This window comes from Sphaerisporangium sp. NPDC049003, from assembly GCF_043197795.1.
GTDB lineage: Bacteria > Actinomycetota > Actinomycetes > Streptosporangiales > Streptosporangiaceae > Sphaerisporangium.
Genome location: NZ_JBICTU010000017.1, coordinates 14114 through 38506, shown reverse-complemented (window position 1 = coordinate 38506; position 24393 = coordinate 14114). Strand labels below are relative to the sequence as shown.

Genomic DNA, 24393 nt, shown 5'->3' with positions numbered 1-24393 from the left:
GACGGATCCCGTGACCCCGCCGCCGCCCTTCTCCGCGCGAGGCGGCCATGGTGGGCGGCCATGAGGTGAAACAGCGTGCCGAGACAGGGCAGGATGGACCCATGAGGGAAACCCGAGTCTCGGCCGCTGGTCTGCGCGAGGCTATCGAACGCAGCGGCTACTACCCCGATCTCGTGGCCGACGCGGCCGAGTCCGCGCTGGGCAAGGAGCAGGTCACGGCGTACGTCGTGCATCATGAGGCCACCTTCGATCCGGCGATGGAGGTGCGCAGGCACGTCACCGTGGTGGTCCTCTCACCCACCCGGCTCCTGGTGTGCCACACCGACGAGCACCCGCCCGCGGACGGCATGCCCACCTCACACGCGTCCACGACCACGGAGGCCGTGCGTCTCAGCCGCGTCCAGTCCGTGGCGGTCACCCGGGTGGTTCCCGATCCCGCCTCGTACGTCGCGGGCGTGCCCCCGACCGAGGTGACGCTCACGATCGGCTGGGGTGCGATCTCCCACGTGGACCTCGAACCCGCCACCTGCGGGGACGAGAACTGCGAGGCCGACCACGGCTACACCGGCGCGATCACCGCCGACGATCTGTCGCTGCGGGTGAGCGAGGCGGCCGACGGGCCGGAGGCCGTGGGCAACGTCCTGGCCTTCGCCAAGGCGCTCTCCGAGGCGACGGCGCGCGCGGCGACCTGACCTTCGCGACCCGACCCCCCGACGCCGGCCGGCCCCGCCGAGCGGAGGCGCCTCGCGTGGGCCTCTCCGCTCGCGGGACCCGGGCGTGGACATCGGCGGGCACCAGAGCAGAGACTGGCATCTGTCCAAAGACGAAGCCGCTGACCAGTAGCCGTTGACCAGAAGCCAGAAGCCGCTGACCAGCAGTCACCATCCAGAAGCCGTGAACTCGGCAGCCGCGAACCGCAAGCCGCGAACTCAGCGGCCGCCATCCATATGACGAAGGAGGGAAGGGGCTTCCTCCCATGGCTGAAAAGGCACGGGCGTCCGCCCCGGAATTCCCATGAGCCTCAGCCCCTTGATCGACCCCGGTGATCTCGGTGACGCCACGATCCTCGACGTGCGGTGGCGCCTGGTCGGGACGCCCGGCATCGAGTCCTACCGCGAGGGACACCTGCCCGGCGCGGTGTTCTGCGACCTCGACCGTGACCTCGCCGCCCCGGCGGGGCCCGGCGGCCGTCACCCGCTGCCGGAGGCCGGCGCCTTCCAGGAGGCCATGCGGCGGCTCGGTGTGTCCGGTTCCCGCCCCGTCGTGGTCTACGACGAGGCCGACTCCACGGCGGCGGCCCGGGCCTGGTGGACGCTGCGCTACTTCGGGCATCCGGATGTGCGCGTGCTCGACGGCGGCTACCGCAGATGGGCCGACGAAGGGCTTCCGGTGACCAAGGAGGAGCCCGTTCCCGGGCCGGGCGACTTCACGGCCCGTCCGGGCGGCATGCCGGTGCTGGACGCCGCGCAGGCGGCGGCGCTGGCGGATGACGGCGTGCTGCTGGACGCGCGTGCCGGAGAGCGCTACCGGGGCGAGGTGGAGCCGGTCGATCCGGTGGCCGGGCACATCCCGGGCGCGGTCAACGCGCCGACCTCGGAGAACGTCGACGGGGCCGGGCGCTTCCATCCGGCCGAGTTCCTCAGGGAGCGGTTCATCACGTTCGGGGTGCTGCCGGAGGTGCCGGTCGGGGCCTACTGCGGCTCGGGGGTCACCGCCGCCCACGAGGTGCTGGCGCTGACCCTCGCGGGGGTCCCCGCAGCGCTCTACGTCGGCTCCTGGTCGAACTGGGTGACCGACCCCTCCCGCCCGATAGCCAAGACCTGACGCCCAGACCCACAACCCCCCTCACCCCGTCGCCTGGGGCGGGCGCTCACCCCGGCGACTCGTCAGGCCTGATCGCGAAGGGGACGGTCCATCCCAGATCCCGTGCCGTGCTGGGGTTTCAGCCCTCCGGAGGGCTGTTCGGCCGTCCGAGGGAGCCGAAGCAGGCGAAGCCGGGGACGCCGGTCTTCTCGCTCGCCGCCGCGAGCGCCGCGGCCGGGGTGTGCCCGGAGACGAGCAGCGCGTGGAAGAGCGTCATGAGCGTCAGCGCCTCGTCGTCGCGGACCGGCACGAGACCGGCGACGACGCACTCGGTCCCCTGGTCGAGGAACGCCCCGGCGAGGCCGAGCGGCGCTCCGTCGACCGGGGCGTGCGCCATCCCCGCGTCGCAGGCCGACAGTACGACCAGCCCTGGCGTCCGGCGGAGCCGGAGCAGGTCGTAGGCCATCAGCGGGCCGTCGTCCAGCGCGATGCTCGACAGCAGCGGGCCGCGCGCGCAGAAGGTGCCGTGCGCGGCGATGTGCATGATGTCGGACGCGCCGAGCGCTTCCACCACATCGGACAAACGGGCGCCGACCCGTGAGGCCACCACATCGGAGGAACCGGCGCCGACCCGTGGGGCCGCGCCGGAGGCCCCCTGGTGGGTGCGGACGACCATCGCCGCCTCGGCGCCCGCATGTTCCAGACCGGGCCCCGCCACGGCCACCACACGGGGACCAGGAGTCGCCGGACGGCCCTGGGTCGTCGCCAGCCAGGCGTTCGCGCTTGAGGCGACGCAGAGGGCGCGTCCACGGAAAGGGGGTAGCACCGGCCACGGCAGGGTGTGCAGGGCTCCGGTCGGGACGATGATCGCCGGGCGGTCTCCGATGTCACCGGCCAGCGGCCCGAGCAGCCGTGCGGCAAGCCTCTCGGCCTCCCGCGCCGCCCCGCTGCGCGTGCCCGTGTCGCGCAGGCCCGCACGCCGCAGGCCGTACCGGAGCCGGATCGTCGCCTCGGCGGCGGCCGTGTACGAGCCGAGCGGTCGCAGCACGCAGCCCTCGCCCGTGACGACCACGGCGGCGAGCCGGTCGCCGTGCCTCACCGTCTCGATCAGCACGGCGTCGCCGAGCGCCGCGCGCAGCCGTCCGACGGCCGGCGGCTCCCCTGGACGCCCGCGCGCCATCGCCCGCCAGTGCTCGGCCCAGCCCAGCACGATCTCGGGCCGTCCGTCCATCGGCGCGGTCGCGGGCCGTTCGCCGCCCAGCGCGAGTGACAGCCCGAAGTCCGCGAGCCGCGCGCCCGCCCGTACGGCGTGGGCGCGCACTCCGGGGTCGCCCAGGCGCTCGTTGCCCTCGGTGGCCTCCGCGAGGCCCGCGAGCAGTGCGGAGAAGGCTCCCGGCCGGTCGCCCCGCAGGCTCCGCTCAAGGGCCACGGCATGGTGGCGGACGACCCGGTGGGTACGTCCCGCGGGCTGCTCGCCGGCGGTGACGAGACCGAGCTCGGCCTCGGCGGCGTCCCTGTCGGACAGCTCCACCGCCAGCTCGGCCGCCGTGAGCCGGAGCCCCGCCGCCGGGCCCGTCCAGCCTTCGGCGGCCAGCCGTGCCGCCAGGGACCGTACCTCCGCGAGCAGCTCCGGCGTCGGCCGCTCGATGGCCAGGCGGGCGCGGAGGGCCGTCTCGGCGGCCAGCGGCACCCACGCGTCACGTCCCTGACCGGCGAGCTCACCCGCCGCCTGCTCGGCGACCGCCCACGCCTGGTGCGGGTCGCCGACGAGCAGCTCAACCTGGGCCAGCAGCAGGCGGGACTCGGCCAGCGCCACCAGCGCGCCCGAGGCGGCGAGGTCGGGGACGGCCAGGCGGAGGAGCGCACGGGCCTCTCCGGGAAGGTGCGCCGCGAGCAGGGCTCCCGCGAAGTCGGCCCGCATCGCCGCCAGCCGCTCGGGATAGCCGGACAACGTCTCCTCGGCGGCCCGGTAACCGGCGAAGGCGGCGGGGATGTCCCCCTTCCGGGTGGCGACGAACGGCAGGTTGGCCTCGGCGAGGGTGGCCAGGTGGACCAGGCCCGCCTGCCTGGCGGTGGCCGCGCAGGCCGACAGGTCGCGGCAGGCGTCGTCGTACAGCTCCATATAGGTGTGGGCGATGCCCCGGTTGAGCAGGGCACCGGCCAGGAAGCGAGGGTCCCCCGCCCCGGTGAGCCCTGCGACGGCCCGGTCGCAGTGGGCCACCGCCTCCTCGCACCTGCCGAGCCGGACGAGCGCCACGGCGCGCTGCACGCCGAGCCGCGCCGGGTCGAGGCCGGTCAGTTGCCCTTCCGCCAGGTCGGCGACGCGGAGCGCTCCCAGGGGGTCGCCGAGGTCGGCGAGCACGGTCACCAGGGAGAGCCGGGCCTGGGCGGCACGCTCGGGCAGGTCGCGGGCGGCCTCGACCGCGTGGCCGAGGTGCTCCGCCGCCAGCGCGAGGTGCCCGAACTCGCGGGCGGCGAGAGCCAGGGCCCGGTGGGCCACCGAGACCGCCTCCGGGCACCCGGCCGCCTCGGCCTCCGCCAGTACGGCCCGCGCGTGCTCCCGAGCCCGGCCCGGATCGGCGCCCGACAACCGCACCGCCTCCCCGGCAGCCGCCACCAGCCCGTTCACAGGCGGACGCACTGCCATCGGGTGGCGATCGGGGGGTTGCCTGGACGGTGGCAGACGACGCTCAGCCATCCGTGAGGGAGTCCTGTGGTGGCGAACTCGCCGGTCTCGGAGGGGAAGCGGATCTTGCTGACGTGCGGTGTCCTGATCTCGACGCGGGCACCCTTGCCCGGGGCGGGCTGCACCTGGCCGGCCAGATCGATGTGCGAGTCGCAGATCGTGATCTCGACGTCGATGGTCACCCCGCCGGCGGCGAAGCGGAGCAGCCGTGGCTCCCCGTCGGCCGGGCGGCCGCCGGAACGGACCCCGGACGGCGGCCGGACCCCGGACGGCTGCTGGAGCCCGGACGGCTGCTGGACCCCGGACGGCACCCCCACGGGCCCCGCCGTCAGGGCTCCCGGGAGGCGCAGGCCGTACACGGCGCGGGCGTCGGTCGAGACCCGCGCGGGCACCGGATCGGCGCCCGCGGCGATCCTCAGGGCCGCCAGAACATACTCGTCGTCGGTCACCGATCCTCCTCGATAAGGGACCGCAGGCGCCTGAGACAGCGGCCGCGGGTGGGCCCGATGCTGCCGATGGGCATGTCGAGGCGGCGTGCCAGCTGCGCGTAGCCGGCGTCGGGGGCGCACACGATCAGCCGCAGGAGCGAGCGGCACGGCTCGCGCAGCGTGTCGACCGCCGCCCAGAGCCGCCGCCCGTCCTCCTCGGTGAGCATCGCCGCCACCGGGTCGCCGTCGGGGGCGGGGATCTCGGCGGGCAGGGCCGCCAGCGGGGCGCCCGAACGGCTCCGGTGGATGCGCGCCGCCTCGTGGCGCGTGGTGGTGATCAGCCACGCGCCGACGCGCTCGGGGTCGCGGATCGTGTGAAGACTCTCGACCAGCCGGAGCCACGCGGCCTGCACCGCGTCGGCGGCGTCGGTGGAGTCGAGGCCGAAGGCCCGGGCGACGGCCCACATGCGGTATCCGAAGCGCTCGACCAGGTCGCGCCAGGCCGGCTCGTCGAGGAGGTCGAGATCGTAAGGCATGTGATGACTTCGCGTGGTCGGGAGGATGCGCTTGGTGAGCACCTTAGCGGGGCGTGGGCACCAGGACCCCGAGATCGGGGAATCGCCTGCCGTTTCCGGGATCGAGCACCTGGTTCGCCGCCTCGCCGGGGGACATGTGCCGGGCCGCGGCGGCGATGGCGCCGGCCACCACGGCGGCCGCGAAGGACGTCCCGCTCCAGACGGCATAGCTGTGAAAATGCTGAAAGTCCACGAAACTGCTGGTCAAGGATTCGCCACGCGCGCAGGCGTCCACCCAGGGGCCGTACGCGGAGAACCTCGCGCGCTCGCCTTCGGTGGAGTCGAGGGCTCCGACGGCGATGACGCGGGGCATCGCGGCGGGCCAGAAGGGGCGCGGGGAGGCGGTGTTCCCCGCGCAGGCCACGATCACCGTGTCGGGGAACCCGGCGAGGGCGCGCTCCAGCAGCGGCGGGGGCCGGTCGTCGTAGGTGAAGCAGCCGAACGACAGCACGAGCACGTCGACGCGGGTATCCCGCAGGAGGTTGAGCGCCCGGAGCACCCCGGCCTCGTCGCCGTACCCGTTGCTGTCGAGCACCCTCGCCACGCGCAGCCGCACGCCGGGCGCCTGCCGGAGCACCAGCCCGGCGATGAACGTGCCGTGCCCCGCCTGGTGGTCGAGAAGCCCGTCGCCGTCGGCGTCCAGGACCTCGCCGGGCTGGCCGCGGAACCATTCGGCGTCCCTGAACCACGGGTGCGGGGCCACGCCGGTGTCGAGCAGGCCGACGGTCACCCGGGAAGGCTCGCCCGGCTCGTACGCGGGCGCCGGGGCCGGGATTGGCGCCCCGGTGGGCCCGCCGAAGAACAGCGGCTGGCCGACGACGACGTGGTTCGGGGAGACCTCGTGCCCCTGGCCGGAGAGCGTGGCGGCGATCTCGCAGGGGTCGGCCCCCGGCGCCAGCCGTAGGAGGTAGACCCCGTCGATGTTCTCCACCGCCTGGGTCCATCGCGCGGCGGCGACGGGAGACCTGGCGAGCAGGACGCCGGGGCGGATGAGGGTGCTCCGTCCCGGCATGTGCTCCACTGCCTGCACGTTCACCGGCGGCTCCTTATGGGGGAGGTAAACACGGAATGTATCTTCCCCCATACGGAGAGTTGCCAAGCGTGATTAGGTATGACCCGGCTCTGGTGCCCCGCCACGACGGACGGTAGTCTCTCCCTCAGTCACTTGTGATCATCCCAGTATGAGGACGTTGGGGAAGGCGCACCTCGTACGAAACGGGAGGTCCGGTGTCTGCTCGTGGCGTGCTGTACGTCCACTCGGCTCAGCCCGCGCTGTGCCCGCACATCGAATGGGCGGTCGCGGGTGTGCTTGGCATACCCGTCGACCTATCGTGGACTCCTCAGCCAGCTCAGCCTGGCACGGTGCGCACGCAGGCCGAATGGGAGGGCCGCCCCGGCACGGCCGGGGCGATCACGTCCTCTCTCATGGGCTGGCAGCGCATCCGCTTCGAGATCACCGAGGACGCCTCCGCGGGCGTCGACGGCTCCCGGCACGCCTACACGCCGACCCTGGGCGCCTTCACGGCGGTGGTCGGGGTGTCCGGCGACATCATGATCCCCGAGGACCGGCTCCGTAACGTCATGCTCATGGCGGCGCAGGGCCGGGTCGTCCTTGAGGAAGAGCTCGACAAACTGCTCGGAAAGCAGTGGGACGAGGAACTGGAGCCGTTCCGCTACGCCGGCGACGGCGCCCCCGTCCGCTGGCTCCACGCCGCCGTCTGACCACCCGCCCGGTACGCCTCGATCCTTCCGGGTGAATCGAACCGGATCTTGGACCGTTCCGAAGATGATCTCCGGGCGGAGGGTGACGGTGACGCGCGTGGGCGGCTGGACGCCGGCGTCGGAGTTCGCATGTGCGAGAACGACTGCCCGGTGGACCTCGTGGAGCCGCCCTCAGGGGACCAGCTCGAACCAGATCGCGGTGGCGACGTGGTCCCTGCGCACGCCGAACCGTGACGAGAGCGCCTGGACCAGGAAGAGCCCTCTGCCGCCGAGTGAGACGGCGTCCGGAACCATGACCCTCGGAGAGGAGACGGCGGACCCGTCGTCGACGACCTCTATGCGCACCAGGTCGCCCGCCTGGACCATGACGGTGACCGTGCCCAGGTCGCCCGAGCGGCTGTGCTGGACGGCGTTGGTGAACAGCTCGCTCGTCAGGAGCTCGGCGTCCCCGGTGATCCGGTCGTACCTGGCGTGCTGGAGCGCCTCCCGTACGAGGGCGCGTGCGCGGGATGCCTGGTCGCGCGTTCCGGGGAAGTTGGCCGTGACGAGAGGCGTGGCAGAGGACAAGCCCTGTCCTGCGGGTGTCTTCATTTACTGCCGCCTCTCAAGTGTCACCAGACTCACTGGCCACTTTGTGTGGTTAGATGCTCGCCCTAGGTCACAGTCTTAGCAGAGCCTTTAATGCCTCAACTTGCAATCTGTCAGATTGGTTGGTGTCAAAGAGTGTCTTGTCGGATGCTCTAGGTAACCGTCAGACTGGGCGGCCAGTGTTCTTCCGAGGGGCCAGTGTTCCGAGAGGGGAGGGTGCGTGACCGCACGACGTCGCAGCCCGACCGCGCGGCATCGCCGTCTGGTCGCCGAACTGCGCGGGCTCAGGGAGGCCAGCGCCAAGTCGCGTCAGGAGGTCGCCGAGCTGGTGGGCACCACCGACATCACGCTCTGGCGCTATGAGACGGGGCTCACGCGGCCCGCCCCCGCCGACGTCGCGGCCCTGCTGGAGGTGTACGGCGTCGCCGGCGAGGCCCGTGGCGAACTGCTGGAGATGGCCAGGGAAGCCCGCAAGCGCGGCTGGTGGCACCGCCATCGCCAGACGCTGAAGCCGGGGTTCGACTCCTATATCGGGCTGGAGGCCGAGGCGTCGGTCCTGCGCACCTACCAGCCGCAGGTCGTCCCCGGCCTGCTCCAGACCGAGGCGTACGCGCGGGCGGTCATCGAGGCGACCGCGATGCGCTCGGGCCTCGCGGAGGTGGAGGAGAAGGTCGCGGTGCGCATGTCGCGGCAGGATCTCGTCACCCGCGCGGGCGACCCGATCCAGATCGTCGTGGTGCTCGACGAGGCCGTGATCCGGCGCCAGGTCGGCGGGCCGGGCGTCATGCGCGGGCAGCTCCGCCACCTCCTTGAGGCGGGGGCCCTGCCGAACGTCGACATCAGGATCCTCTCGTTCGGCTCGGGCGCTCATTCCGCGCTGGACGGGCAGTTCAACCTCCTGGAGTTCCCGGAGCCGGGCGATCTCGACCTGGTCTACCTGGAGCAGGCCGCCAGCGGTCTCGTGCTGGAGGAACCACAGGAGCGGCGCAGATACGCGTCGATGTTCGCCGACCTCCTGGGCAGGGCGCTCTCGCCCGGGGAAACGGCGATCCTCATCAGTTCGGTCGCGGAAATCAAGGGCTGAGGCCCTCCGGGAAAGGAGACGCAAGGTGACCCACGAGCCTCGTGGCGGCTGGCGCAAGAGCCCGCACAGCACCAACGGCGGCGACTGCGTAGAGGTCGGTGTTCTCGACGGCCATCAGGCCACCGTCCCGCGCGCGGGCATCGGCGAGCGGCTGATCGCCTTCCGGGACTCCAAGGATCCGAACGGCCCCAAGCTCTACGTCACTCCGGGCGAGTGGGACGCCTTCAAGGACTGGATGTCCGACGGGGGTCCCGTCCGAACCACCTAGCCGCGCCGGCCCGGCGCCGGCCGTTCACGCGACGAGGCCCCGCGGATCGGTGCGGGGCCTCGTCGCGTGAACGCTGTCAGAGCGGGATGTTGCCGTGGGCCCCGCGTGCGGGGGCGGCCTGCGCGAGGACCTTGGCGATGGCGCCGCGGCTCTCGGCCGGCTTGATGACCTCGTCGATGACACCGAGCTCGATCGCCCGGTCGAGGCCGCCGGCGACCTTCTCGTGCTCCTCGGCGAGCCGGGCCTCAAGGGCCGAGCGCTCCTCCTCGGGGGCGGCCGCGATCTCGCGGCGCTTGAGCACCCGTACGGCCGCGACCGCGCCCATGACGGCGACCTCGGCGGTCGGCCAGGCGAACACCTTGGTGGCGCCAAGGGACCGGGAGTTCATCGCGATGTACGCGCCCCCGTACGCCTTGCGGGTCACGAGCGTCACGCGCGGGACCGAGGCCTCGGCGAAGGCGTGCAGCAGCTTGGCGCCGCGCCGCACCACGCCGTCGTGCTCCTGCCCGACGCCGGGAAGGTAGCCGGGGACGTCCACCAGGACGACCAGCGGCACCCCGAAGGAGTCGCACATGCGCACGAACCGGGCGGCCTTCTCGGCGGAGAGGGAGTCGAGGCAGCCGGCCAGCCGCATCGGGTTGTTGGCTATGACGCCCACCGTGCGGCCCCCGAGGCGGCCGAGCGTGGTGACGATGTTGGGCGCCCACTTGGGATGCAGTTCGACCCCGGGCTCGTCGAGCAGGCCGTTGACGAGCGGGTGCACGGAGTACGCCCGGCGGACCTTCTCGGGCAGCAGGCCGGAGAAGTCGACGTCCCGCACCGAGTCGAGGCGGACGCGGCCCTGGTGGCCGAGCAGCACTGCAAGGCGGCGGGCGTTCAGCAGCGCCTCGGCGTCGGTCTTGGTGACCACGTGGACCACGCCGCTGCGCTTGCTGTGCGGCTCGGGGCCGCCGAGGCCGGCCATGTCGATCTTCTCGCCGGTGACGCTGCGGACGACGTCGGGGCCGGTGACGAAGATGCGGCCCTGGTCGGACAGGATCACGAGGTCGGTGAGGGCGGGCCCGTACGCCGCTCCGCCCGCCGCCGGGCCGAGGACCACGGAGATCTGCGGGACCACGCCAGAAGCCCTGGTCATGGCGGCGAACACGCGGCCCACGGCGTGCAGGGACTCGACGCCCTCGGCGAGGCGGGCGCCCCCGGAGTGCCACAGGCCGACGATCGGCACCCGCTCGCGGACGGCGACGTCGTAGGCGTGCCCGATGTGCTCGCAGCCCTCGCTGCCCATCGCGCCGCCCTGGACGCGGGCGTCGCTGGAGAAGGCCACCACCGGCACGCCCTCCACGCGGCCCATGGCGGCGAGCACGCCGCTGCGGTCCTCCGGAGAGATCAGGTGGATCGAGCCCTCGTCGAACAGCGCTGAAAGACGTATCAGCGGGTCGCGAGGATCAGGAGCCTCCTTTTCGGAGGACGCGGACGCCACCCCGTCGCCGAGCACGGTCACTGTCGCTCCCAATCAGATGCTGGCGAAGGCGACGGCGACGTTGTGGCCGCCGAACCCGAACGAGTTGTTGATCGCGGCGATCTGGCCATCGGGGAGCTTGCGGGGCACGTCCCGCACGATGTCGATCTCGACGCCGTCGTCGAGGTCGTCCAGGTTGACGGTGGGAGGCACGATCCGGTCGTACAGCGCCTTGATCGTGAAGACGGACTCGATGCCGCCGGCCCCGCCGAGCAGGTGACCGGTCATCGACTTGGTCGCCGTCACGAGCGGGTGGTCGCCGATGATGTCCAGGATCGCCACGGCCTCGACGACGTCCCCCGCGGGAGTGGAGGTGGCGTGCGCGTTGACGTGCCGGATGTCGGCGCCGGTCAGACCGGAGTCCTCAAGGACCCGGCGGGCCGCGCTTCTGAGGCCCGCGCCCGTGGGCTCGGGCTGGGCGATGTGGTGGGCGTCTCCGGAGTAGCCGACCCCGGCCACCTCGGCGTAGACGCGGGCGCCCCGCGCGCGGGCGTGCTCCTCGGACTCAAGGACGATGATGCCCGCGCCCTCGCCGAGCACGAAGCCGTCGCGGCCCTTGTCCCAGGGACGGGAGGCGTGCTCGGGGTCGTCGTTGCGCGTGGACATCGCCCGCATCGCGGCGAAGGAGCCGATGTTGAGCGGGTGGATGGCCGCCTCGGTGCCACCCGCCACGACGACGTCCGCGCGCCCCGACCTGATCATCTCCATGGCGTACCCGATGGACTCGGCACCGGTGGCACAGGCGCTGACGGTGGCGTGGACGCCCGCGGTCGCGCCGAGCTCGATGCCGATCCACCCGGCCGAGCCGTTGGGCATCAGCATGGGGACGGTGAACGGCGAGAGCCGCTGCCAGCCCTTCTCCTTGAAGACGTCGTAGGCCCCCAGGATCGTGGTGATCCCGCCGATGCCGCTTCCGACGACCACACCGAGCCGGTCGGGCGCGACCTTCGGCGTGCCCGCGTCCTGCCAGGCCTCTCGCGCGGCGATGAGCGCGAACTGCTCGGCGCGGTCGAGGCGGCGCGACTCGGGCCTCGGGAGCACCTCGGTGGGGTCGACGGCCGCCCGCGCCGCGAACTTCACCGGCAGAAGGTCGACCCACTCCTCGGTGAGAGCGCGGACCCCCGACTGCCCGGCGAGGAGCGCCGACCAGGTCGAGGCGACGTCTCCACCGAGGGGCGTCGTCACGCCGAGCCCGGTGACGACGACACGTACCCGGTCTGTACTCACTTTGATGCGCTCCTTGTGATCGTCGTGAAGCTGGGGGGCTCAGACGCCCGGACGCGCCGGACGCCTGAGACGGTCAGTTCTGGATGAAGTTGACGACGTCCTTGACGGTCTTGAGGTGCTTGAGCTGGTCGTCGGGGATCTCGACGCCGAACTCGTCCTGGGCGGCGACGGCGATCTCGACCATGGAGAGGGAGTCGATGTCGAGGTCGTCCACGAAGTTCTTCTCGGGGGTGACCTCGGCAGCCGGGATGCCGGTGATCTCGTTGATGATCTTGCCGAGGCCCGCGAGGATGTCCTGCTCGGTCACTGCCATGTCGTGATTTCTCCTTGGATTGAGTTCTCTTCTTGCTGTGTACGGCGAGCCGTGCGGGCCTCCGTACAGGTTCAGGGGATCTCCACCACCTGGCCGGCGTAGGTCAGACCGGCGCCGAAGCCGAGGAGCAGGGCCAGGTCGCCCGACTGGACCTCGCCGCGCTCGATCATGCGGCTCAGCGCCAGCGGGATCGACGCGGCGGAGGTGTTGCCCGCGAGCACGATGTCCTTGGCGATGACGGCCCGGTCGGCGCCGAGCTTGCGGGCGATGGCCTCGATGATGCGCAGGTTCGCCTGGTGGGGGACGAAGGCCGCCAGCTCCGAGGGATCCACCCCGGCACGTTCGCAGGCCTCCTTGGCCACCGGGTGAAGCGCGGTGGTGGCCCAGCGGAACACGGTCTGGCCTTCCTGGTGGAGGAAGGAGTCGCGGTCCTTGACGATGATCGCGTCGGACTTGTCGCCCGCGCTGCCCCAGACGACGGGGCCGATGCCCGGCGTGTCCGAGGGCCCGACCACGGCCGCCCCCGCGCCGTCGGCGAAGATCACGCAGGTGGCCCTGTCGGTCCAGTCGACCCACTGGGAGAGCTTCTCGGTGCCGATGACGAGCACGTTGGTCGCGGACCCGGCGAGCACGGCGTCGCCCGCCGCCGCCAGGGCGTAACAGAAGCCGGCGCAGGCGGCGTTGACGTCGAAGGCGCCGGGCGCCTCGATGCCGAGCCGGTGCGCGACGCGGGCGGCCGCGTTGGGGATCTGTGCCTCAAGGGTGCAGGTGGCGACGACGACCAGGTCGATGTCGCTCGCCGACAGCCCGCTCGCCGCCAGCGCCTTGCCGCCCGCCTGCACGGCGAGGTCGACGTCGGACTCCTCGGGCCCCGCCACGCGGCGCTCCTTGATGCCGACCCGGCTCTGGATCCACGCGTCGTTGGTGTCGATGGTCTTGGCCAGGTCGTCGTTGGTGACGACCCCGGCCGGCTGGTAGCCGCCGAACGCGAGCACCTTGGCGCCCGGGGCGCCCCGCATGATCCTCACTGGGCGGTCTCCTTGCTGATCACGGCGCGGGCTGCCGCGAGGTCGTCGGGGGTCTTGAGGGGGACCGTCTCGATGCCGCGGAGCGCTCGCTTGGCGAGGCCGGTGAGCGTGCCTCCCGGCAGCAGCTCGATCATGGCGGTCACGCCGAGATCGGCCATCGTGGCCATGCATCGGTCCCACCTGACCGGGCGCCCGACCTGGTCGATCAGCCGCTGGACGAACTCGGCGCCGGTGGCGACCGCCGCCCCGTCGGCGTTGGACAGCAGGGTCACGCGCGGGTCGCCCGGCGTGACGCCGGCCGCCTCGGCGCGCAGGTGCTCGACCGCGGAGGCCATGTGGTGGGTGTGGAACGCTCCGGCGACCGAGAGCGGGATCAGCCGGGCACGGGCCGGGGGGTCGGCCTTGAAGGCCGAAAGCTGGGCCACCGTGCCCGCGGCGACGATCTGCCCGGCCCCGTTGATGTTGGCGGGGGTGAGGCCGTGACGCTCGATAGCGCCGAGCACCTCGTCCTCGGCGCCGCCGAGGACGGCGGTCATGCCGGTCTCGGTGACCGACGCGGCCTTGGCCATCGCCTGGCCTCGCTCGCGGACCAGGCCGATGGCCTGCTCCGGGGTGAGCACTCCGGCCAGGGCACCCGCGGTGAACTCGCCGACGCTGTGACCGGCGACCACGCCGGGGACGCCGGACGGCCCCTCGTCGAGCAGGACCTCGGCGACGGCGAGGCCGGCGGCTACCAGCAGTGGCTGCGCGACCGCGGTGTCCCGGATCTCGTCGGCCTCGGCGGTGGTCCCGTAGGAGATCAGATCGAGACCGGCGACATCCGACCACCCTGACAGCCGGTCACGGAGACCGGGGATCTCGAGCCACGGGGACAGGAAGCCTGGAGCCTGGGCACCTTGGCCGGGAGCGACGATGACGAGCACAAAATCCACCATGCCCTGTAGGAGTTCACCACACTGCTAATGATCCGTACGAACTTTGTCGGGGGGTCTTTGTAGGAAACCTCCAGTGGAGGTTTCCGGCCCATTACCGAACCCCGGTTAGGTTACGGTCGCCCGCGACAGCCTGCCGAGGATCAGACCGACCTGCAACGTGAAGGCGGACCTTCCCTCGGTCGGCACGTAGCCGGTCAGCTCTGTGATCTTCTTCAGACGGTAACGCACCGTGTTCGGATGGACGAACAACAGACGGGCCGTGGCTTCCAAAGATGTGCCCTGCTCCAGGTAGGTCGCCAGTGTATCGAGCAGGGGCGTGCCCTCCAGCGGCTTGTAGACGTTCTCGATCAACTGGGCGCGGGCGTCGTCGTCGCCGTCGATCGCCCGCTCGGCCAGCAGGTCCTCGGCGAGCACCGGCCGGGGCGCGTCGGGCCACCCCGTGGCAGCGCGCAGGCCCGCCGTGGCGGCCCGCGCCGACATGGCCGCCGCGTGCAGGTCGGGGACCTCCGGGCCGATGACGATCGGGCCGGGCCCGAAGCGCGGCACCACGTGCCTGGCGGCGTCCTTGATGCTGTCGGCGCCCCCCACGATGACGATCAGGCGGTCGCCCTGCACGCCGGCCAGCAGGTCCTGCCCGAGACGGCGGCCCTTGTCGCGCATGCCGTCGATGACCGTCTGGGGATCGGCGTCGGGGGCGTGCCCGGCCAGCACCACCACAGGGGAGGACGTCCAGCCGAGCGCCGCGGCCCAGGAGTGCAGCCCGTCGTCCACCTCGCCGCGGACCAGCGCGTCCACGATGAGCGCCTCAAGGCGCGCGTCCCAGGCGCCGCGCACCTCGGCCTCGCGGGCGTAGACGTGCGCGGCGGCGAACGCCACGTCGCGGGTGTAGCGGAGCATCGCCTGCCGGAGCAGTTCCTCGCCGCCTGGCGCCGCCAGCTCCTGGACCTCGGCCTCCACCACCTCGACGACGACGCGCACGAGGTCCACCGTCTGCTGAAGGGACACCGAGCGTTTCAGCTCGCGGGGGGCGGTGCCGAAGATCTCGATGCTGGGGGTCGGCCTGCCCTCGTCGGCGTGCTGGAACCACTCGACGAAGGCGGCGATGCCGGCCTGGGCCACCAGCCCGACCCAGGAGCGGTCCTCGGCCGACAGCGCGCGGTACCAGGGCAGGCGATCGTCCATCCGGGTCATCGCCGCGGTGCCGAGACTTCCCATCGCGCGTTCGAGGCGCCGCGCGGTGTCCTCACGTACCCGGTCGTTCACATCCCTAGGGTGCCAGGTCAACGCGAGTGCGACAGCCGTACGGGACGTGGTGGTGCGCTATATCACCGCGACCGCGGTGATGAGCCCGATCGCGAGATGGGTCACGGCGAGCAGGACGGCGCCGGGCTGGAGGGCCGGTTCGGCCACCAGCTGGCGGACCGAGATGCCCGCGACGCGGTCGAACAGGAGCATCCCGAGGGTCTGCACGGCGATGCCCACCAGACCGAACACCAGCGTGGCGAGCAGGCCCTCCTGGAGCACCCCGCCGGAGGACCAGATGGAGGCCGCGACGATCAGGCCGACGGCCGCCAGCCCGGAGGCGGTGAGCAGCGTGGCGTTGGGGTTGCGGTCCGTCTGGATGATCTTGCTGAGGCGGCCGGGGGTGGCCATGTCGATCACGTAGAAGCCGGCGACCAGCAGCAGGACGCCCAGCACCGCGTACGCGAGGATGGCGAGGGCCCCTCGTCCGAGCGCCTCTCCCAGCGAGTCTGCGAGCGCGATGATCATGTGTTTCTCCTAGCGCGTATGGGGTGGGGACACCGGCTCAGGGGATGATGCGGTGAGGGACGAAGGAGGAGGAGTCATCGGTGATCAGACCGGAGGTCTCCCTGATGCCGAGCCCGGCGGCCTCGTCCCCGACGACCCACGCGCCCAGTACGGGGCGCCAGCCGCCGAAGTCGGGCAGCGCGTAGAACTCCTGGTAGACGTAGCCCTCGGCGCCGTAGCCGCCCTCGGTCCGCTCGGTGCCCCCGGGCGTCACGATGCTCATGCTCGCGCCCTCCCGGCCGAGCAGCGGCTTCACGATGTGGGCGGGCAGGTCGCGGGGGCCGTCGAGGTAGGCGGGGAGCAGGTTCGGATGACCGGGGTACATCTCCCACAGCACCGCCAGCAGCGCCTTGTTGGAGAGCAGCATCTTCCACAGCGGCTCGATCCACGTCATGGAGATCTGCTGCCTGACCGCCTGCGGCCCGAAGGGGTCGGCGACCGCCCACTCCCACGGGTAGAGCTTGCACAGCGTACGGATGACCCGCTGCTCCATGTCGACGAAGCGCAGGCTCCGGGAGTCCCACCCGATGTCCTCCATGGCGACCGCGACGGTGGTCAGGCCCGCCTGCTCGGCGGTCTCCTGCAGGTACCCGAGCGTCATCACCTCTTCGCCGGTCTCGTCCATGTTCGTCCATGCGAAGTGCGCCGGGCCGCTCTGGAGCGGAAGCTCCTTCCACCGGTCGACCAGGCGTTCGTGGAGGGAGTTCCACTGGTCGCCGCCGGGGTGGACGTCCTTGAGCCAGAACCACTGGACCAGCGAGCTCTCGACGAGGCTGGTCGGGGTGTCGGCGTTGTATTCGAGCAGCTTGGCGGGCCCGGTCCCGTCGTAGCGCAGGTCGAAGCGGCCGTACACGTGCGGGTCGCCGCGCCGCCATGACGCCTCGACCTCGGGCACGGCCCAGGCGGGGATCGCGAAGTCGGCGTAGCGGTCGTGGGCGATCACGTGGCGGACCGCTTCCAGGCACATGCCGTGCAGCTCCTCGACCTGGCTCTCCAGGTCGAGGACCTCCCGCATGGTGAAGGTGTAGTGCACGCTCTCGTCCCAGTACGGGCGGGTCAGGTGTACCGGATGCGCGGAGCGGTGGTAGGCCAGCCCCTGCGATTCGATGATCTCTTCCCAGCCGTCCCGGGGCGTGGACTCCTCTCGCCGCACGTCAGCCCCTTCCCCGGCCGTGCCGCAGGGGGCTCAACTGCCGCCCGACCCTCGGCCGCCGAAGCCGCCCCGCTGGATGACCGTGCCCGACCGGGCGCTGATGTGCGCGTCCGACGGCCGGACGGTCGTGCCGCGAAGGACGCGCCCGGCCGCGCGGGAGCCCCCGTAGTACCAGCCGTAGGCGCCGTGCGAGCCGTGATAGCTTCCGCCGTGGTCGTCGTCGCACCTGTCGTCGTCCACGACCTGGTACGACCCGTCGGGCTGGCGGCTGCCGAGATCCACGCAGTCGGCGGTGACCTGATCGGCGGAGGTGCCCTGGGCGGCGCAGAATCCGATGACCAGAGTCGAGAGCAGGCCCATGGTCCCGAGGACGATCGCGCTGGACGACCAGCCCTCGTCCGGTGGCTTGCCCCGCTGGGCCGCCGCCCCCTGTGACAGCGGGTGGATCGGCAGGACAGGGTCCGGTTTGGGGTCGGCCATTGAATTCCATCTCTCGAAAAGTCAGCACAGCGTACCGTTTGGACCGATCAACGGGAGAATCGGAACTGAAGTTTCCGAATGGGCCGGATATCGCGATCTCGGTGCGTGGGAGCCGGCATCCCGGCAGGCGGGAGCGTCCGGCCGGCGGCGAGATCGGCGCACGGGAGAATGTCGCCCCCGCCGGGTAGATTCGCGGTTGTGGAACCGGTCGAAGCGCTGAAGAGGATCGCCTTTCTCCTGGAGCGGGCGGGCGAGCCGACCTACCGGGTGCGCGCCTTCCGCGGCGCCGCGTCCACCGTCGAGGGCATCTCGCGCGATGAGCTCTCACGGCTCGCGCGGTCGGGAGGCCTGTCCGACCTGAAGGGCATCGGCAAGGTCACCGCCCTGGCGATCACCGAGGCGCTGGACGGCGCGATCCCCACCTACCTGCGCCGCCTTGAGGACACGGCCGGTCTCGACCTCGACGAGGAGACCGCCGCCCTGCGCGCCGCGCTCAGGGGCGACCTGCACAGCCATTCCGACTGGTCCGACGGCGGGTCGCCCATCGAGGAGATGGCCGTGGCGGCGCGCGACCTCGGCCACGACTACCTCGCCATGACCGACCACTCGCCGCGCCTGACCGTGGCACGCGGCCTGTCCCCGGCCCGGCTGCGCGAGCAGCTCGACGTCATCGCCGCCCTGAACGACAAGCTGGCGCCGTTCCGCGTCCTGACGGGCATCGAGGTCGACATCCTGCCGGACGGGTCGCTCGACCAGGAGCCCGAGCTTCTCGATCGGCTCGACGTGGTGGTCGCCAGCGTTCACTCCAAGCTGAGGATGGACGCCGGCGACATGACCCGCCGGATGGTCACGGCCATCGCCGACCCGCGTGTCGACGTGCTCGGCCACTGCACCGGGCGCGTCGTCCGCGCCGGCGGCAGGCGAGGCGGGCTCAGGCCCGAGTCGGCGTTCGACGCCGAGATCGTCTTCGAGGCGTGCCGGCGGTTCGGGGTCGCGGTCGAGATCAACTCCCGTCCCGACCGGCTCGACCCGCCCAAGCGGCTGCTGCGGCTGGCGTACGAGATGGGATGCGTGTTCTCGATCGACTCCGACGCGCACGCTCCCGGCCAGCTCGAATGGCAGCACTTCGGGTGCGAGCGGGCCGCGCGGTGCGGCGTCGAGGCCGCCCGCGTGATCGACACCTGGTCCCTCGGCGACCTGCTCGACTGGACGACCGCGTAGGCGCCGGCGGGCGCGCCGACGACAGGGCGCCGTCGCGAGGCGGGCCAAATGTCGGTGCCCCGGCGTAGGTTCGGGACGTGAACCGTACCGATCGGCTCAACGCTCTGGTCCAGGAGCTGCGCGCGATCTCCCCCCGGTGCCGGTCCGCACGCGAGCTGAGCGCGCGATTAGGGGTGAGCGTCCGCACGGTCGAGCGCGACATCTCGGCCCTCCAGCGATGGGGGGTGCCCATCCGCGCCGATCCGGGCGAGCACGGGGGCTACGCCTTCGCCGAGGCCGGGCCGCCGCCCCCGCTTGCCCCCGCCCCCGCCGAGGCCGGGCCGCCGCCCCCGCTCGACCCCGCCCCCACCCCCGCCGAGGCCGAGGCCGGCACGCGGATCGATGCCGACGCCGATGCCGATGCCGTCCTGGACGCGAGGGCGGCGGTCGCCCGGGTGATCGCCGGCGCGCTGCGACAACGCCGGGTGCTGCGCATCGTGTACGAAGACCGCTCGGGTGTCACCACCGAGCGCGATGTCGAGCCCGGCGTGTTCATCGGCGGGCGCGGCGGCTTCTGGTACCTGGTGGGCTGGTGCCGGCTCAGGGAGGACGTCCGGGTGTTCCGGCTCGACCGCGTCATCGCCGCCGCGCTCACCGGCGAGCCGGCCAAGGCACGCCGGCAGCTCGACGAGTACGCCCCGGACATCCCCGATCTGATCGCCCGCGACTCCGCCCTCGGCTGAGGTCCCCAGCCCGCTTCCAGGGCGCGTCTGGGCACCAGAGCGTTCCCGAGGGCCGCCGGACAGGCAGAAGGCCCGCCACATGGTCGTGTGGCGGGCCCTGGGAGGGGTGGGTCACTGGCCGGGCGGCCGGTTCCCGAGCTGGCGGCGGAGCTCGTTCAGCTCACGCTCCAGATCGGCGACCTGCGGCTGCTGCTGCCCGTGCTGGCCCTGCTGGGGCTGTCCCTGCGGGCCGTGCTGGGCCGGGTAGCCCCCGTTGTGCTGAGGCGTCTGGTAGCCCTGCTGCCCGCCACCCGCCGGGTTGTACGGGAGCGCGGCCTGCTGCTGTTGCTGGGCCCACGGCGGCGGGGGGACGGCGCCACCGTACCCCTGCTGGGGCGGGTACGACGCGGGCACGGCCTGCTTGCGGCGCTTGCTGAGCGAGGTCACGAGCACCACGACGATGATGAGGCCGATGACCACGCCTCCGCCGATCAGGAGCCACGGCAGCATCGCCGACGGTGCCTCGTCCTTGCCCGAGGAGATCGCCTGCTGGCTGTCGCTGATGTACTTGGCGACGTAGGGGTGGTTGGGGAAGAGCGCCTGCACCTCGCGGAACTTCGGCAGCGCCTGCGAGTAGTAGTGCCGGAAGTAGTCGTCGAGCGCCTCGTTGTACCGGGTCGAGGTGAGCCCCTGCGACGGCTTGATGTTCTTCTCGTTGAGCTTCTCCTTGATGATGCTCACCGGAAGGACGAACGTCTGGGTCTCGGTGTTCTCGCCGCCGTCGGTCACCGAGCCGGCGATCAGCATGCCGATGACCTTGCCGTTCTTGCTGAAGACCGGGCCTCCGGAGTTGCCGTGGTAGGCCGGGGCCTGGGTCTGGATGTACGGCACGCCGGTCTGGGTGGCGCGCTTGGCGTTGTACGGACCCTCGGTCAGGGCCGGGTCCAGCTTGGACTCCAGGCTGAAGAACGGGGTGTTGGTCACCAGGCCGGGGAAGCCGCTGATGTACAGCGTGTCACCGATCTGCACGTCCCCGTCGTCGCCCAGGGGCACGGTCGGCAGGTTCTGCTGGCCGTTGACCTTGAGCAGGGCGAAGTCCTTGCCGGGGTAGCTCTCGCCGACCGACACCAGCTCGGCGGGCACGGGCTTGGCCGTCTTGTCGACGCCGCCGCCGGGCAGGCTCTGCACGACCGCCAGGCTCTTCTCCAGCCCCTGGATCTGCAGGTGGGTGCTGTTGAAGTTGACGTAGATCTGCGTCGCCAGCTTCAGGATCTCCTCGTCGGTCTGGTAGTCGCCGAGGCTCTGCAGGGCCGTCTGGGCGTCCTCCTTGTTGAACTTCCCGAGCGCCTGCTCGGCGAAGAGCTGGCCGAGCTGCTCGTCGGGGGTCTCGACGCAGTGGGCGCCGGTCACCATGTAGCCGTCCGGCGTCACCCACCAGCCGGTGCACAGCCCGCCAACCTCGGCGTCCGCGGTCCGGTTGGGACCCGCGGCGCGCAGGTAGGTGTCGGGGCTGGCGGCCATGTGCTCGAAGACGAACTTCAACTTGCTGCGCTCGTCATCCGCGATCTTGCCGGAGGACGCGGCATCACGGGCCTGCTGACCCAGTGCCGCAAGGGCCGAATCCTTGGTCTCGGGAGTGGGGACGACCACCTGACCGCTGTAGGTCAGGCTGGTCAGCTGGACCGCGGGGTTGGCCTGGGCGGCCAGACGGGTTCCCACGGGCACGTTGGGTTCGCCATCGGCAGTGGCGGGCGCGGCCACGGCCGTCATGCTCATGGCGATCGACGCCGAGGCGGCGACCATCGTGAGCCTTTTCCTGATGTTTCCGTTCACGTTGCCAATCGTGAAACACACGGCTTGTCCATGGCTTGTGACTGACTTGGCGCGCGGCTCCAGCGGGACTTGGTCACGAAACAGGCCCCCGCGCGTGGTCGCGCGGGGGCCTGCCGGCCGGCAGTGAGGAGGTCAGACCCCCATGGACTGCGTCTCGTTGCTCTCCGGGGTCGGCTGCGCGACGACCTCGGTGACGCCGTTCTTGAGGTGGTAGCGCGAGATGGCCTCACGCAGGGCCTCCTGCTTGATCTCGCCGCGCTTGGCCAGCTCGGTCAGCACGGCCAGGGTGATCGACGCGGCGTCCACGTGGAAGTGGCGGCGCAGCGCCGAACGGGTGTCCGACAGGCCGAAGCCGTCGGTGCCGAGCGACGACCAGTCGCCGGGCACCCAGCGCGAGATCTGGTCGGGCACGGCCCTCATGTAGTCGCTGACGCCCACGAACGGGCCGGGCACGTCGGTCAGCACCTGGGTGACGTAGGGCACGCGCTGCTCGGACTCGGGGTTGAGCAGGTTGTGCTCCTCGCAGTCGAGCGCGTCCCTGCGGAGCTCGGTCCACGAGGGCGCCGACCACACCTCGGCCGCCACACCCCACTCTTCGGCCAGCAGGCGCTGCGCCTCAAGGGCCCAGCGGCCGGCCACGCCGGAGGCGAGGATGTTCGCCCGGGGACCCTCGATGTCGGGGGCCTCCGCGAACCGGTAGAGACCCTTGAGCACCCCTTGGACGTCGAGGTTCTCGGGCTCGGCCGGCTGCGGATAGGGCTCGTTGTAGACGGTGAGGTAGTAGAAGATGTCCTCGGGCTGTTCGCCGTACATGCGCCGCAGGCCGTCCTGGACGATGTGCGCGATCTCGAAGGCCCATGCCGGGTCGTACGACACGGCGGCGGGGTTCGTCGAGGCGATCAGCGGCGTGTGGCCGTCCTCGTGCTGGAGGCCCTCGCCGTTGAGCGTGGTGCGCCCGGCCGTGGCCCCGAGCAGGAAGCCCCGGCCCATCTGGTCGCCGAGCTGCCACATCTGGTCGGCGGTGCGCTGGAACCCGAACATCGAGTAGAAGATGTAGACCGGGATCATGTTCACGCCGTGCGTGGCGTACGCCGACCCCGCCGCGATCACCGAGCCCATGGAGCCCGCCTCGCTGATGCCCTCGTGCAGGATCTGGCCCTCGGCCGACTCCTTGTAGGACAGCAGCAGGTTGCGGTCGACCGCGTCGTAGGTCTGCCCGTGGGGGGAGTAGATCTTGGCGGTCGGGAACATCGCGTCGACGCCGAAGGTGCGGGCCTCGTCGGGGATGACCGGCACGAACCTCGCGCCGATCTCCTTGTCGCGCATGAGGTCCTTGAGCAGGCGGACGAACGCCATCGTCGTGGCGACGTTCTGCTTGCCCGAGCCCTTCTTCAGGTCGGCGTAGACCTTGTCGCCGGGGAGCTTGAGCGCCTTGGCCCGCGTCACGCGCTTTGGCAGGTAGCCGCCGAGCGCCGCGCGGCGCTCGCGCATGTACGCGATCTCCTCGTCGTTCTCGCCCGGGTGGAAGTACGGCGGCAGGTCGCCCTCAAGGTCCTTGTCGGGGATCGGGAGGTAGAGCCGGTCGCGGAACTCCTTGAGCTCGGCCTTGCTCATCTTCTTCATCTGGTGCGTGGCGTTGCGCGCCTCGAAGTCCTTGCCCAGGGTCCATCCCTTGATGGTCTGGGCGAGGATCACCGTGGGCTGGCCGACGTGCTCGCGAGCCGCCTTGAACGCCGCGTACACCTTGCGGTAGTCGTGGCCGCCGCGCGACAGCTTGCGGATGTCGTCGTCGGACAGGTGCTCGACCATCTTGCGCAGCCGGGGGTCGTCACCGAAGAAGTTCTCCCGGATGTACTCACCGGTCTCGACGGAGTAGGTCTGGAACTGTCCGTCGGGGGTGGTGTTCATCTTGTTGACGAGCACGCCGTCGACGTCGGCGGCCAGGAGCTGGTCCCACTCGCGGCCCCAGACCACCTTGATGACGTTCCAGCCGGCGCCGCGGAAGTACGACTCCAGCTCCTGGATGATCTTGCCGTTTCCGCGCACCGGCCCGTCGAGCCGCTGCAGGTTGCAGTTGATGACGAAGGTGAGGTTGTCGAGCTCCTCGCGGGAGGCGAGGCCGATCGCGCCCAGCGACTCGGGCTCGTCCATCTCACCGTCGCCGAGGAAGCACCAGACGTGGCTGCGGCTGGTGTCCTTGACCTTGCGGTTGAGCAGGTAGCGGTTGAACCGCGCCTGGTAGATCGCACCGATCGCCCCGAGGCCCATGGAGACCGTGGGGAACTCCCAGAAGTCGGGCATCAGGCGCGGGTGCGGATATGAGGGCAGGCCCTTGAACCCGAGGGACAGCTCCTGGCGGAAGGCGTCGAGCTGCGACTCGCTCAGTCGTCCTTCCAGGAACGCCCGGGCGTAGATGCCGGGGGCGGCGTGGCCCTGGATGAAGACCTGGTCACCCGACTCACCGTGGTCCTTGCCGCGGAAGAAGTGGTTGAAGCCCACTTCGTACAGCGACGCGGCCGAGGCGTAGGTGGCGATGTGGCCACCGACGTTGGTGCGGGCGTTGGCCCGGGTCACCATCACCGCGGCGTTCCACCGGGTGTAGGCCCTGATGCGCCGTTCGACGTACTCGTCGCCCGGGAACCACGGCTCGCGCTCCGGCGGGATGGTGTTGATGTAGTCGGTGCTCCGCAGTCCGGGCACCCCCACCTGATGCTCTCTCGCACGCTCTAGCAGGCGCAGCATCAGGTAACGGGCTCGGCTACGACCCTCCGTCTTCACGACGGTGTCAAGCGACTCGAGCCACTCCTGGGTCTCGCTGGGGTCGACATCAGGCAGCTGGCTGGGTAGGCCGTCGCTGATGATCGAGAAACGCTGGCGTCCGGAAGCCACTGGGTCTCGCCTTCCGAGGATGGACTGGTAAGCCTCTTCTTCGATGTCTAGGTCGTCTTCCATCCTGGCCGCTTACTCCGGAAAGTGCATCTCTACCGTCCGGTAACCAAGATGTCCCTGCTGGCAGGGGC

Annotated in this window: 23 protein-coding genes; 7 read left to right on the top strand and 16 right to left on the bottom strand. The window is 71.4% G+C overall.

The window, feature by feature from the left end; translation table 11 throughout:
- Positions 1–101 precede the first annotated feature (101 nt).
- Together ACGFIV_RS19795 and ACGFIV_RS19790 are read left to right on the top strand one after the other, a co-directional pair.
- Positions 102–692: a DUF5998 family protein gene (locus ACGFIV_RS19795; RefSeq protein ID WP_358558689.1), complete on the top strand. Its 591-nt coding sequence runs from the start codon at positions 102–104 to the stop codon at positions 690–692.
- 322 nt (positions 693–1014) lie between these two features.
- Positions 1015–1824: a sulfurtransferase gene (locus tag ACGFIV_RS19790; RefSeq protein ID WP_358558687.1), complete on the top strand. Its 810-nt coding sequence runs from the start codon at positions 1015–1017 to the stop codon at positions 1822–1824.
- Positions 1825–1942: 118 nt separating this feature from the next.
- Here ACGFIV_RS19790 and ACGFIV_RS19785 read toward each other — a convergent pair whose 3' ends face one another.
- Genes ACGFIV_RS19785 through ACGFIV_RS19770 form a run of 4 tightly spaced genes read right to left on the bottom strand, consistent with a single transcriptional unit; the run spans position 1943 to position 6528 of the window.
- Positions 1943–4450, bottom strand: a complete 2508-nt coding sequence (locus tag ACGFIV_RS19785) for a CHAT domain-containing protein (RefSeq protein ID WP_392836675.1) — start codon at positions 4448–4450, stop codon at positions 1943–1945.
- Entirely contained in the window at positions 4429–4938 is a 510-nt protein-coding gene (locus ACGFIV_RS19780; protein ID WP_358558684.1) for a hypothetical protein, read from the bottom strand. Before ACGFIV_RS19780 ends, ACGFIV_RS19785 begins: the two co-directional genes overlap by 22 nt.
- On the bottom strand, positions 4935–5453 hold the full coding sequence (locus ACGFIV_RS19775; protein WP_358558682.1) for a sigma-70 family RNA polymerase sigma factor: 519 nt from the start codon (positions 5451–5453) through the stop codon (positions 4935–4937). Before ACGFIV_RS19775 ends, ACGFIV_RS19780 begins: the two co-directional genes overlap by 4 nt.
- Before the next feature lie 43 nt (positions 5454–5496).
- Positions 5497–6528, bottom strand: coding sequence for a S8/S53 family peptidase (locus tag ACGFIV_RS19770; protein ID WP_358558680.1), 1032 nt, complete (start codon positions 6526–6528; stop codon positions 5497–5499).
- 191 nt (positions 6529–6719) lie between these two features.
- Between ACGFIV_RS19770 and ACGFIV_RS19765 the strand changes: the two genes are divergently transcribed.
- Complete coding sequence (locus tag ACGFIV_RS19765) at positions 6720–7214, top strand: DUF3145 domain-containing protein (RefSeq protein WP_358558678.1); 495 nt, start codon at positions 6720–6722, stop codon at positions 7212–7214.
- Positions 7215–7385: 171 nt separating this feature from the next.
- Here ACGFIV_RS19765 and ACGFIV_RS19760 read toward each other — a convergent pair whose 3' ends face one another.
- Positions 7386–7781 carry an ATP-binding protein gene (locus tag ACGFIV_RS19760; RefSeq protein WP_358558676.1) on the bottom strand — a complete coding sequence of 132 codons (396 nt, stop codon included), beginning with the start codon at positions 7779–7781 and terminating at the stop codon, positions 7386–7388.
- Between the two features lie 241 nt (positions 7782–8022).
- Between ACGFIV_RS19760 and ACGFIV_RS19755 the strand changes: the two genes are divergently transcribed.
- Both ACGFIV_RS19755 and ACGFIV_RS19750 read left to right on the top strand, forming a co-directional pair.
- Positions 8023–8886, top strand: a complete 864-nt coding sequence (locus ACGFIV_RS19755; protein WP_358558674.1) for a helix-turn-helix transcriptional regulator — start codon at positions 8023–8025, stop codon at positions 8884–8886.
- A gap of 25 nt (positions 8887–8911) precedes the next feature.
- On the top strand, positions 8912–9154 hold the full coding sequence (locus ACGFIV_RS19750; protein WP_358558672.1) for a DUF397 domain-containing protein: 243 nt from the start codon (positions 8912–8914) through the stop codon (positions 9152–9154).
- A gap of 76 nt (positions 9155–9230) precedes the next feature.
- On the opposite strand, the gene ACGFIV_RS19745 is transcribed toward ACGFIV_RS19750, so the two are convergent.
- The 9 genes from ACGFIV_RS19745 to ACGFIV_RS19705 all read right to left on the bottom strand — a co-directional run bounded on the left by ACGFIV_RS19745 (position 9231) and on the right by ACGFIV_RS19705 (position 17618).
- Positions 9231–10655: an acyl-CoA carboxylase subunit beta gene (locus tag ACGFIV_RS19745; RefSeq protein ID WP_392836666.1), complete on the bottom strand. Its 1425-nt coding sequence runs from the start codon at positions 10653–10655 to the stop codon at positions 9231–9233.
- Positions 10656–10667: 12 nt separating this feature from the next.
- The gene (gene fabF, locus ACGFIV_RS19740; RefSeq protein ID WP_358558670.1) at positions 10668–11900 is read right to left on the bottom strand and encodes a beta-ketoacyl-ACP synthase II; all 1233 of its coding nucleotides are present in this window, start codon (positions 11898–11900) and stop codon (positions 10668–10670) included.
- 73 nt (positions 11901–11973) lie between these two features.
- Positions 11974–12213 (bottom strand): acyl carrier protein, encoded by a 240-nt coding sequence (locus ACGFIV_RS19735; protein WP_358558668.1) that lies wholly within the window; start codon positions 12211–12213, stop codon positions 11974–11976.
- 71 nt (positions 12214–12284) lie between these two features.
- On the bottom strand, positions 12285–13232 hold the full coding sequence (locus tag ACGFIV_RS19730) for a beta-ketoacyl-ACP synthase III (protein ID WP_392836879.1): 948 nt from the start codon (positions 13230–13232) through the stop codon (positions 12285–12287).
- 5 nt (positions 13233–13237) lie between these two features.
- Positions 13238–14164 (bottom strand): ACP S-malonyltransferase, encoded by a 927-nt coding sequence (locus ACGFIV_RS19725; RefSeq protein WP_392836876.1) that lies wholly within the window; start codon positions 14162–14164, stop codon positions 13238–13240.
- Positions 14165–14281: 117 nt separating this feature from the next.
- Positions 14282–15391, bottom strand: a complete 1110-nt coding sequence (locus ACGFIV_RS19720) for a helix-turn-helix domain-containing protein (RefSeq protein WP_358557004.1) — start codon at positions 15389–15391, stop codon at positions 14282–14284.
- Positions 15392–15496: 105 nt separating this feature from the next.
- Complete coding sequence (locus tag ACGFIV_RS19715) at positions 15497–15946, bottom strand: DUF350 domain-containing protein (protein WP_358556999.1); 450 nt, start codon at positions 15944–15946, stop codon at positions 15497–15499.
- 37 nt (positions 15947–15983) lie between these two features.
- On the bottom strand, positions 15984–17138 hold the full coding sequence (locus ACGFIV_RS19710) for a glutathionylspermidine synthase family protein (RefSeq protein WP_392836660.1): 1155 nt from the start codon (positions 17136–17138) through the stop codon (positions 15984–15986).
- Between the two features lie 33 nt (positions 17139–17171).
- Positions 17172–17618 carry a hypothetical protein gene (locus tag ACGFIV_RS19705; RefSeq protein ID WP_358556993.1) on the bottom strand — a complete coding sequence of 149 codons (447 nt, stop codon included), beginning with the start codon at positions 17616–17618 and terminating at the stop codon, positions 17172–17174.
- A 198-nt stretch (positions 17619–17816) separates the two neighbouring features.
- On the opposite strand from ACGFIV_RS19705, the gene ACGFIV_RS19700 reads away from it, so the two are divergent.
- Positions 17817–18839, top strand: a complete 1023-nt coding sequence (locus ACGFIV_RS19700) for a PHP domain-containing protein (RefSeq protein ID WP_358556990.1) — start codon at positions 17817–17819, stop codon at positions 18837–18839.
- Between the two features lie 77 nt (positions 18840–18916).
- Positions 18917–19561, top strand: coding sequence for a WYL domain-containing protein (locus ACGFIV_RS19695; RefSeq protein WP_358556987.1), 645 nt, complete (start codon positions 18917–18919; stop codon positions 19559–19561).
- Positions 19562–19672: 111 nt separating this feature from the next.
- Here the strand turns inward: ACGFIV_RS19695 and ACGFIV_RS19690 are convergent, their stop codons facing one another.
- Positions 19673–21373 carry a serine protease gene (locus ACGFIV_RS19690; RefSeq protein ID WP_358556985.1) on the bottom strand — a complete coding sequence of 567 codons (1701 nt, stop codon included), beginning with the start codon at positions 21371–21373 and terminating at the stop codon, positions 19673–19675.
- 132 nt (positions 21374–21505) lie between these two features.
- The gene (aceE, locus tag ACGFIV_RS19685; protein WP_358556982.1) at positions 21506–24262 is read right to left on the bottom strand and encodes a pyruvate dehydrogenase (acetyl-transferring), homodimeric type; all 2757 of its coding nucleotides are present in this window, start codon (positions 24260–24262) and stop codon (positions 21506–21508) included.
- Between the last annotated feature and the right edge of the window lie 131 nt (positions 24263–24393).

Excerpts from the sequence above, each read along its gene's own strand:
- ACGFIV_RS19715 (WP_358556999.1), bottom strand. The coding sequence starts at position 15,946 with ATGATCATCGCGCTCGCAGACTCGCTGGGAGAGGCGCTCGGACGAGGG.
- ACGFIV_RS19730 (WP_392836879.1), bottom strand. The coding sequence starts at position 13,232 with ATGCGGGGCGCCCCGGGCGCCAAGGTGCTCGCGTTCGGCGGCTACCAG.
- ACGFIV_RS19775 (WP_358558682.1), bottom strand. The coding sequence starts at position 5,453 with ATGCCTTACGATCTCGACCTCCTCGACGAGCCGGCCTGGCGCGACCTG.
- ACGFIV_RS19790 (WP_358558687.1), top strand. The coding sequence starts at position 1,015 with ATGAGCCTCAGCCCCTTGATCGACCCCGGTGATCTCGGTGACGCCACG.
- ACGFIV_RS19795 (WP_358558689.1), top strand. The coding sequence starts at position 102 with ATGAGGGAAACCCGAGTCTCGGCCGCTGGTCTGCGCGAGGCTATCGAA.
- ACGFIV_RS19735 (WP_358558668.1), bottom strand. The coding sequence starts at position 12,213 with ATGGCAGTGACCGAGCAGGACATCCTCGCGGGCCTCGGCAAGATCATC.
- ACGFIV_RS19705 (WP_358556993.1), bottom strand. The coding sequence starts at position 17,618 with ATGGCCGACCCCAAACCGGACCCTGTCCTGCCGATCCACCCGCTGTCA.
- ACGFIV_RS19720 (WP_358557004.1), bottom strand. The coding sequence starts at position 15,391 with ATGGGAAGTCTCGGCACCGCGGCGATGACCCGGATGGACGATCGCCTG.
- ACGFIV_RS19785 (WP_392836675.1), bottom strand. The coding sequence starts at position 4,450 with ATGGCAGTGCGTCCGCCTGTGAACGGGCTGGTGGCGGCTGCCGGGGAG.